The organism is Mycobacterium colombiense (genome assembly GCF_001672755.1).
GTDB lineage: Bacteria > Actinomycetota > Actinomycetes > Mycobacteriales > Mycobacteriaceae > Mycobacterium > Mycobacterium colombiense_C.
The window spans coordinates 1-4,137 of sequence record NZ_LZKI01000155.1; the positions used below are offsets into that span (position 1 = coordinate 1).

A 4,137-nucleotide genomic window follows, 5' to 3' on the forward strand; every position below is an offset into this window, starting at 1 on the left:
ATGTTGTACACCGGCGAGGGGCCCTGCAACTGGTCAAGGAACCACAACCGCTGCTGGGCGAACGACAACGGCACCACCGCCGGGCGCGCACCGGCGACCAACGGCTCCAACCGACCCCCACCGGTAGCGATATGTGGGGCCAGCTGGGCCACCGAGGGTGCCTCGAACACGGTGCGCACCGAAAGATTGGTATCCAGGCCGGTATTGATCGCGGCGATCAGGCGCATCGCCGACAGCGAGTCCCCGCCCAGATCGAAAAACGAGTCGTCGACGCCGACCCGGTCGAGTCCCAGAACGTCGGCGTAAATGCAGGCCAATATCTCCTGCACCTGAGTGGCCGGGCTGCGATACCCGTTCCCCGAGTAATCCGGCGCCGGTAGGGCGCGGGTGTCGAGTTTCCCGTTGGGGGTCAGCGGCAGCGCCGCGATGCCAATGACCGCGGCCGGCACCATGTAGGCCGGTAACCGCTCGGCCAGCCGAGTGCGCAGGTTGGTGGGGTCGGCGATACCCGTGAAATAGGCGACGATCCGCTTGTCACCGGGGCGGTCCTCGCGGGCGATGACCACCGCCTGGCCGACGCCGTCCAATGCCATCAGCGTGGCCTGGATTTCGCCGAGTTCGATGCGGTAACCGCGGATCTTGACCTGTTCGTCGGCGCGCCCGAGGTAGTGCAGCTGTCCATCCGCGCGCCACCGCACCAGATCCCCGGTGCGATACATCCGCGCTCCGGGCGCACCGAAGGCACACGCTATGAAACGGGATCCGGTGAGCGCGGCCCTACCTAGGTACCCGACCCCGACGCCGGCACCGGCGACATACAACTCACCCACCATGCCGACCGGCACCGGACGCAACCACCCGTCCAGCACGAACAATGCCGCGGTCGGCACCGGCGAGCCGATCGGCGGCGTCCCCGCCTCCGCCCTCAAAACACTCATCGACGCGTACACGGTGGTCTCGGTTGGGCCGTAGGCGTTGACCACCACCCGTCCCGGCGCCCACCGATCCACCACCTCGGCCGGACACGCCTCACCGCCGAGCAGCAACGCCGTCGACTCCAGCCCCTCCGGCGACAGCGCCCCCACCGCCGACGGAGTCTGGGTCAACACGTTGACCCGTTCGCGAACCAGCACGGAGTGGAAGTCCGGCGGGGAGTTCACCACCGCGTCGGGTATTACCACCAACCGCCCACCGGTCAGCAGCGCCGCCCAGATCTCCCACACCGAGAAGTCGAACGCGTAGGAATGGCACTGCGTCCAAACCTGTTCGTTGGGCAAAGCTTTGGGCTGTGAATCGGCCAAGTGGGTCAGGTTGCGATGGGTGATGGCCACGCCTTTGGGCACGCCGGTGGTGCCCGAGGTGTAGATCAGGTAGGCGATATCGTCGGGACCCGGCCCCGGCAATGCCGTGCCGGGTTGGGCGTCGACGCCGGGGTCGTCAGCATCGATGACCAGCAAATCGCGGGCGGCTACCCGGTCACGGAGGTCTGTCGTGGTGACCACGGCCACCGGTGCGGCGTCACCCATCATGAAACCGATCCGCGCGCCCGGCAACGCCGGGTCGATGGCCAGGTAAGCCGCGCCCGTCTTCAATACCGCCAGCATCGCGACGATGGCCGAGGACGAACGCTCCAACAGCACCGCCACCCGCTGCCCGGCGCTGACGCCATGGCCGATCAGGAAGCGCGCCAACCGGTTAGCGGCTTCCTCGAGTTCGCGATAAGTCATCGAGTTGCCCTCGAAGGTCACCGCCACCGCCTCGGGAGCGCGGGCCACCTGGTCGGCGAACAGCGCCGGAACCGACACCGGTGGCGGCCCCGAACCGGTCAGAGTGGCGCGGTTACCGACGGCATCCAACCGGGCAAGCTCACCGGCGTCGAGCAAATCGATCGACGACAACCGCTGGGTCGGGTCGGTGGTCATCGCCGCCAGCACCCGCTGGAACCGGTCGATCAGGTCCTGGATGCTGTCGGCGTCGAACACGTCGGTGTCGTACTCGGTGCGAATCCCCAGTTGGTGGCCCGGGGTGGCTTGCACGGTCAGCGGGTAGTGGTTGTACTCGCGGCCGGTGAACTCGGTGATGGCCAGCTCGTGGTCGCCCCCGACCAGGGCCGCGGTGTCGACGGGATAGTTCTCCAGCACGAACAAGGTGTCGAACAACCGATCGTGACCGGTGATGCGGTGAATTTCGCTGAGCGCCAGGTGTTGGTGGTCCAGCGTGTCGGCGTAGGCGGCTTGCAATTGATCGATCAGGTCGGCCGTGGTGCTGGTCGGCGTGATGCGCGCCCGCACGGGCACGGTGTTGATCAACAGGCCGACCATTGATTCGGCACCGGCCAGCTCGGCCGGCCTACCCGAGACTGCGGTGCCGAACACGACGTCGTGCTGGCCGGTGAGCCATGTCAGGAGTTGTGCAAAACCGGCTTGAAGCACGGTGTTGACGGTGGTGTGGCGGGAGCGGGCCAGTTCGCTCAGCGATTGTGTGACGTGGACGGACAGCCGCGATGAGGCGACCCCGCGACGGCCGAGTCCCAACCGATTCGCCGGGCCGACCAGGGTGGGCGTATCGAAGTCGGCCAGCACCGAACGCCACGCGGTGTGGGCGGCTTCCAGGTCACGCGTGGCCAGCCAGGCGGCGAACTCCCGATACGACGCGGCTGCGGGCAGTCGCTGTCCGTAATAGGCGGCGAAAATTTCCTGCAGCAGGATCGGCAGCGACCAGCCGTCGAGCACGATGTGGTGGTTGGTCAGTATCAATCGGTAGTGCTCGTCGGCCGTGCGGATCAACGCCACCCGGAAGGCCGGCCCGCCGGCCAGATCGCAGACCGCGGCGCGTTCGGCTGCGCAAATCTGCCGGATCTGCTCATCGATGTCCGTTTCGCCGTCATCGGCGACAAGGTCGGCGTACCGCCATCCCGGTGCGGGATCGGCCGGGATGATCTGCACCGGCTCCCCGAACCGTTCGAAGAAGCGGGCCGCCAGATTGGGATGGCGGTTGATCGCGGTCTGTACCGCGTGGCGCAACCGGTCGGAGTCGAGCGTGCCGGCCACGGTGATGTCCAGCTGAGACGCATACACATCGTCGCCGTTACCCGTCGCCGTGTTGGCGTGAAAGAACAGTCCCTGCTGCAGGGGCGTCAGCGGCAAAACGTCAGCGATCCGCATATTGCCGCTCCAGCTCGTCGATCTGTTGCTGGCTCAGCCCGGCAAGTGTGACGTCCGACGGCGTGAGTCCGCCGCCGCCGCCGCGCACGTGGGCGCAGATGCCGGTCAGGGCGTCGAACCACAGCTGCGCGAGGCGGCTGATCTGGGGGTGGTCCAGTGCGGAGGCCGCCCAGGTCCACGTGGCGTGCAATAGCGGGCCGGAGCCGGTGTCCTCGGTGGCGGCGTTGAGTTCCACGGTGTGGCTCAGCGGCATGGCGACCGCCACGGCCGCCGCGATCGCCGACAAGCCGTCGTTGCTGATCCGCCATAGATGGCTCGCGTGCTGGGCTGGCGGCCCGCCGAGCCGTCCCAGGTAGTTGAAGCCGATCGGCGGGTCGGACTCGGGCAGGTCGGCGTCGGGATTGAGGTAGCGCAGCAGGCCGTAGGTCAGGGGCTCGGGCAGGGCGCGCAGCTGTTCTTTGGCGTCCTTGATGACGGTGCCCAGCGCCGCGTCACCGGCGATCACCCGCGCCCAGGCCAGCCCGCCGACGCCCAGGGCGACCGGGTATTTGGTGGTGAACCATCCCACGGTGCGTGACAGGTCCACGTCGGCGGCCAGGTCTTCGGCGCGGCCGTGGCCTTCGACGTCGATGCCGATCGGTGTCTGGTGGGTGCCGGAAAACTCCGCGACCGCCAACCCGAGTGCGATGAGCAGGATGTCGTGGATGCCGGTGTGAAACGCCGCGGGCACCTCGCCGAGCAGGGTTTGGGTGGTTTCGCTGTCCAGCTGCACGCTCAGCTGCCCGGCAGTGGCGTAGGTGTCGACGTCGGGTTGGACTGTGGGCAGCCCTGCGGGGGCGTTGGCGATTTGTCGCCATGTTTGCGCCGTGTTGACTACCGCGGCGGTGTGGGAGTGTTCGGCCAGCAGCGCCGACCAGCGGGCGAACGAGGTGCCCCCGGCCGGCAGCGTTATTGGTTGTCCGTGACGGTGCTG

At 67.7% G+C, this 4,137-nt stretch carries 1 pseudogene; it reads right to left on the reverse strand.

The annotated features are described in order from the left end of the window. Window positions 1-4,137, reverse strand: a pseudogene (locus A5708_RS21035) (amino acid adenylation domain-containing protein); the annotation flags it as partial.